This window comes from Verrucosispora sp. SN26_14.1 (assembly GCF_004307965.1).
In the GTDB taxonomy this organism is placed as follows: Bacteria; Actinomycetota; Actinomycetes; order Mycobacteriales; family Micromonosporaceae; genus Micromonospora.
Map to the genome: position 1 here is coordinate 1 of NZ_SISL01000423.1, position 5,145 is coordinate 5,145.

The window sequence follows — 5,145 nt, forward strand, 5'->3', positions numbered from 1 at the left end:
GCCCACCACGCCTCCGCCCACCACGCCTCCGCCCACCACCCCGCCGCCCGGCACCGGTGGCTGCGCTGCCACCCTGCGGGTGACCAGCACCTGGTCCGGTGGTTTCCAGGGCGAGGTCGAGGTTCGGAACAACGGCACCGCGGCGCTCAACGGCTGGACCGCGAGCTGGACCTGGCCGAGCGGCCAGCAGATCAGCCAGGTCTGGAACGCGACCCAGACCTCGTCCGGGTCGACGGTGTCCGCGACGAACGTCGCCTACAACGGAAGTCTCGGCGTCAACGGCAGCACGACGTTCGGCTTCCTGGCCAGCGGTAGCAGCACCTCGCTACCGACGGCCACCTGCGCCGCCCGCTGACGCGGTCGAACGCGAAACGGCCCCCCTGCGGATGTCCGCAGGGGGGCTCGTTCGTGTCCGGGGTCAGCGCACCATGGAGCCGACGACGGGCTTGGTGAGCAGCGCGGACTGGTTGCGCTGGATGCCCGGGTCCAGCGTCTTGGCCACGAAGATGGCGTGCCAGACGCAGAAGATCAGGACCGTCCACACCTTGCGGGAGTGGTCGGCCTCCTCGCGCTTGTGCTCGTCGAGCAGACGCAGCGCGTACGACAGGTCGAGCAGGTCTCCGGCGCCGGAGGTGCTCAACACGTGCCGGGCCCACTCGTACATCTCGCCGCGCAGCCAGACCCGGGTCGGGGTCGGGAAGCCCAGCTTCTTGCGGTTGACGATGGCCGGCGGCACCACACCCTGCAACGCCTGGCGCATGGCGTACTTGGTGGCGTCCGAGCGGGGCGGCAGCTTGAGGTCGACCGGGATCTTCGCCGCGACCTCGAACACGTCCCGGTCGAGGAAGGGCACCCGCACCTCCAGCGAGTGCGCCATGGAGATCCGGTCGGCCTTGACCAGGATGTCCCCGCGCAGCCAGGTGTAGAGGTCGACGTACTGCATCTTGGTGACGTCGTCCAGCTCGGCGCACTCGGCGTAGATCGGCGCGGTCACGTCGGTGTAGCGCACCGAGGGGTCGTAGCGACGCAGCAGGTGCTGCTTCTCCTCCTCGGTGAACATCCGCGCGTTGCCGTAGTAGCGCTCCTCGATCGGGGTGGTGCCGCGCTCCAGGAAGCTCTTGCCCTTGACGCCCTGCGGGATGGCCTTGGAGACCGCCCGCAGACCCTTCTGGACCCCGCCGGGCAGCCCGTTGACGCCGCTGAGCGACAGCGGCTCACGATAGATCGTGTACCCGCCGAAGAACTCGTCCGCGCCCTCGCCGGAGAGCACCACGGTGACGTGCTCGGCGGCCTTCTTGGCGACGAAGTAGAGCGGCACCAGCGCCGGGTCGGCGACCGGGTCGTCCAGGTGCCAGACGATCTTCGGCAGCGCGTCGATCATGTCCTGCGGCCCGATCTTCGTCGGGATCGTGGTCACGTCGAGGTGGCGGGCCGACTCCTGGGCGACGTCGATCTCCGAGTATCCGGGCACGTCGTAGCCGACGGTGAAGGTGAGGATGTTCGGGTTGAACTCGCGGGCCAACGCCACCACGGCGGTGGAGTCGATGCCGCTGGACAGGAACGACCCGACCGGCACGTCCGAACGCATGTGCATGCGGACGCTCTCGCGCAGCGTCTCACGGATCTCGTGGTAGAGCTTCTGCTCGTCGGCGACCGGGCCGGGCCGGAACACCGGCCGGTACCAGCGCCGCACGTCGATCCGGCCACCCGGGGTCCAGGTGAGGTACTCACCCGAGCCGATCCGGCTGATCCCCCGGTGCAGGGTGCCCGGCTCGGGGACGTACTGCAGGGTCAGGTAGTGGCTCAGGTTCGCGGTGTCCACCCCGGCGTCCCCGGCGTACGCGGACTGCGCGAACGGCAGCAGGGCCTTCTTCTCCGAGGCGAGGTAGAGCCCGTCGGCGGTCTCCAGGTAGTGCAGCGGCTTGATGCCGTAGTAGTCGCGGGCGCCGAACGCCCGGCGCTCCTGCCGGTCCCAGATGACGAAGGCGAACATGCCACGCAACCGGGTGAGCACCTGCTCGCCCCAGTAGTGGTAGCCGGCGACGATCACCTCGCCGTCACCGTTGGTGGCGAACCGGGCCCCGTAGTCGCGGATCAGCTCCTCGCGCAGCTCGATGTAGTTGTAGATCTCGCCGTTGAAGGTGAGCAGGTAACGGCCGTCGGCGTAGGGCAGCGGCTCGTGGCTGAGCGCCACGTCGATGATCGCGAGCCGTTTGTGGGCGAACACCCCGTCCGCGTACCGGCCGGAGGCGTCCCCGACCACCTCGACGCCGGTCTCGTCCGGGCCACGGTGGTGCAGGCATTCCAGCGCTGCGGCGATGTTGTCGCGGTGGGCGGCGGCGTCGCCGCGGGCACTGAAAAAGGCCAGGAGTCCGCACATGGCCGTCATCTTTCCACGCGTCCGGATCGGGCGGCGCGGCACTGCCGGCCTCTGGACCGGAACGGGTTTCGGGGTACCGTCGGCACCAGCGATGCGGCGAAGGGAGCGGGGAATGACCGAGGAGCGCACCGACGGCAAGCCGGCCGACGGCACGGAGTCGCACGACCCGGACTTCCCACCGGCGTTCCTGTCGTTCATGCGGCAGGGGTGGCGGGACACCGGGCTGCCGGTCGGCCCCCGACCGGAGGTACCGAACTACGCCAAGCGTCGCGCGGCGCTCTCCGCGGCCTTCCCCGGCGAGACGCTGGTGATCCCCACCGGCGGCGAGAAGGTCCGCGCCAACGACACCGAGTACCGGTTCCGTCCGGGCAGCGACTTCGCGTACCTGACCGGGGACTACGACCCGGACGGGGTCCTGGTGCTGCGGCCCGACGGCTCCGGGCACGACGCCACCCTGTTCATGCGTCCCCGCTCCTCACGCGAGACCGACGAGTTCTTCCGCAGCCGCCACGGTGAGCTGTGGGTGGGCCGCCGGCACACGCTGGCGGAGAAGTCGACCGAGCTGGGGCTCCCCACCGCCGACCTGACGGAGCTGGAGGCGACGCTGGGCGACCTGGCCCCGGCGCGGACCCGGGTGCTGCGCGGGTTCGACGCCTCGGTGGACTCGGCCGTGCGCCCGTACGACGGGTCGCGGGCCGACGGTCAGCCGGCCCGCGACCGGGAGCTCGCGATCGCCGTAGCGGAGTTGAAGCTGGTCAAGGACGAGTGGGAGATCGCCCAGCTCCAGGACGCGATCGACGCGACGGTACGCGGCTTCGAGGACGTGGCCCGGGTGCTGCCGGCCGACCGGGGCGTCTCGGAGCGGCTGCTGGAGGGCGTCTTCGCGCTGCGCGCCCGGCACGACGGCAACGACGTCGGGTACGGCTCGATCGTCGGCTCCGGCGAGCACGCCACGATCCTGCACTGGGTGCACAACCACGGTGTCACCCGTCCGGGTGAGCTGCTGCTGATGGACATGGGCGTGGAGGGGCACCACCTCTACACCGCCGACGTGACCCGGGTACTCCCGGTCGACGGCCGGTTCACCCCGTTGCAGCGCCAGGTCTACGACATCGTGTACGCCTCTCAGCAGGCCGGCATCGACGTCATCAAGCCGGGCGTGAAGTTCAAGGACGTCCACCTGACCTGCATGCGGGTGCTCGCCGAGGGGTTGGCCGAGCTGGGGCTGCTGCCGGTGAGTGTGGACGAGGCGATGGACGAGTCGTCGACCGTGTACCGGCGGTGGACGCTGCACGGCTTCGGGCACATGCTCGGCATCGACGTGCACGACTGCTCCCACGCGCGCAAGGAGAAGTACCGGGACGGGGAGCTGGGCGAGGGGTATGTGCTCACCGTCGAGCCGGGGCTGTACTTCCAGCCGGAGGACGAGCTGGTGCCGGAGGAGCTGCGGGGTGTCGGCATCCGGATCGAGGACGACATCCTGGTCACCTCGGCCGGTGCGGTGAACCTGTCGGCCGGCCTGCCGCGCCGGGCCGACGAGGTGGAGACCTGGCTGGCCGAGCAGCGCGAGGCGGGCCCCCGCCTGCCGGGCTGACCCGTACGACCCGCCGAAGGGCGGGCCTTTCCAGTGGCGGACGCTCGCCGCTGCGGAGGGCCCGCCCTTCGTCATGTCCCGGGTTGTCCGGCGCTTTCGGTGCCACTCCCCCCGATTGGCAGCCGCACGCCCGAACTGAGGCAGTTATGGGGTTTTTTCGTATTAGTCATCCTCGCGAAGATGCTTCTCATACGGTGGTCATCAGAAGCTACAGGCTGTTTGTAGCTACTCGCGCCGCTTCGTACGGGTGCGGGTCAGTCTGGTAGGAGGAAAGGGCGGAAGGCTCTGATGTCCAATGACGAGTTGACTTCGTACGGTGGGCCGCCTCCGGTCCCGCCAGGTCGACGACGACGCAAGATATGGGTGGCTGCCGGAGTCGCCGGCCTCACCGGGGTGGTCGGACTGGCCGCCCTGGGCGGCGTGGCCGCTCGGGACCAGAAGTCCGGGGACCGCAACAACGCCTCGGACGCCCAACCCGCGGCCGCGCCGAAATCGGAGGCTCCCGGCCCGACCACCGGCGAGAACGGCCGGGGCGACGAGGAGGCCGGTCGGGGCGATGACAAGGCCGCCCGGACCGGCGCGGAGCACAAGGGCCGCGAGGCGTCCTCCGGCGAGCAGCGTCGCGACGACAAGGAGCGGGGACACGAGGTGCCCTGCGACAGCGACAAACTGATCCAGGCCATCGAGCACGCCAACGACAACCGCGGCGGCACGCTGGAGCTGGCCAAGGGGTGCACCTACGAGCTGACCCGCTCCGACGTGGGCGACGGCACCGGCCCCAACGGGTTGCCGGTGATCACCCAGGCGGTCACGCTCGCCGGGCGCGACACCACGATCGTCCGGGCGGCGAACGCCGAGCCGTTCCGGATTCTCAACGTGGGCCGCAGCGGTCACCTGACCCTGAAGAACGTCGTCGTCAAGGGTGGGCTGACCCAGGCTGACCCGATCGCGGCGTCGAGGGCGAAGGTCGAGCTCTCCGCGAAGGCCGCCGCGAAGCCGGCGAAGGCAGGAGCCGGCACGAACGCGAAGGCGGGCGCGAAGGCGGCCACGCCGACGAAGGCCCCGGCCGCCAAGGCCGCCGCGAAGGTCCCCGCCGCCACGGGTGCCTCGGCCACCGAGGCCGCCCGGGGTGCCGGTGGCGACGCCACACTCGTCGACGTCGCGCCGGGCG

3 protein-coding genes and 1 pseudogene are annotated in these 5,145 nt (G+C 70.6%); 3 read left to right on the forward strand and 1 reads right to left on the reverse strand.

Features of this window, described 5'->3' with window-relative positions; genetic code table 11:
• Positions 1-355: cellulose binding domain-containing protein (locus EYA84_RS25980; RefSeq protein WP_201272483.1), on the forward strand; the 355-nt coding region annotated here is incomplete at its 5' end.
• 63 nt (positions 356-418) lie between these two features.
• Here the strand turns inward: EYA84_RS25980 and asnB are convergent.
• Positions 419-2,380, reverse strand: a complete 1,962-nt coding sequence (gene asnB, locus EYA84_RS25985) for an asparagine synthase (glutamine-hydrolyzing) (RefSeq protein ID WP_131056236.1) — start codon at positions 2,378-2,380, stop codon at positions 419-421.
• 112 nt (positions 2,381-2,492) lie between these two features.
• On the opposite strand from asnB, the gene EYA84_RS25990 reads away from it, so the two are divergent.
• Both EYA84_RS25990 and EYA84_RS25995 read left to right on the forward strand, forming a co-directional pair.
• Positions 2,493-3,974 carry an aminopeptidase P family protein gene (locus EYA84_RS25990; protein WP_131056238.1) on the forward strand — a complete coding sequence of 494 codons (1,482 nt, stop codon included), beginning with the start codon at positions 2,493-2,495 and terminating at the stop codon, positions 3,972-3,974.
• Between the two features lie 363 nt (positions 3,975-4,337).
• Positions 4,338-5,145: pseudogene (locus tag EYA84_RS25995) on the forward strand (right-handed parallel beta-helix repeat-containing protein); the annotation flags it as partial.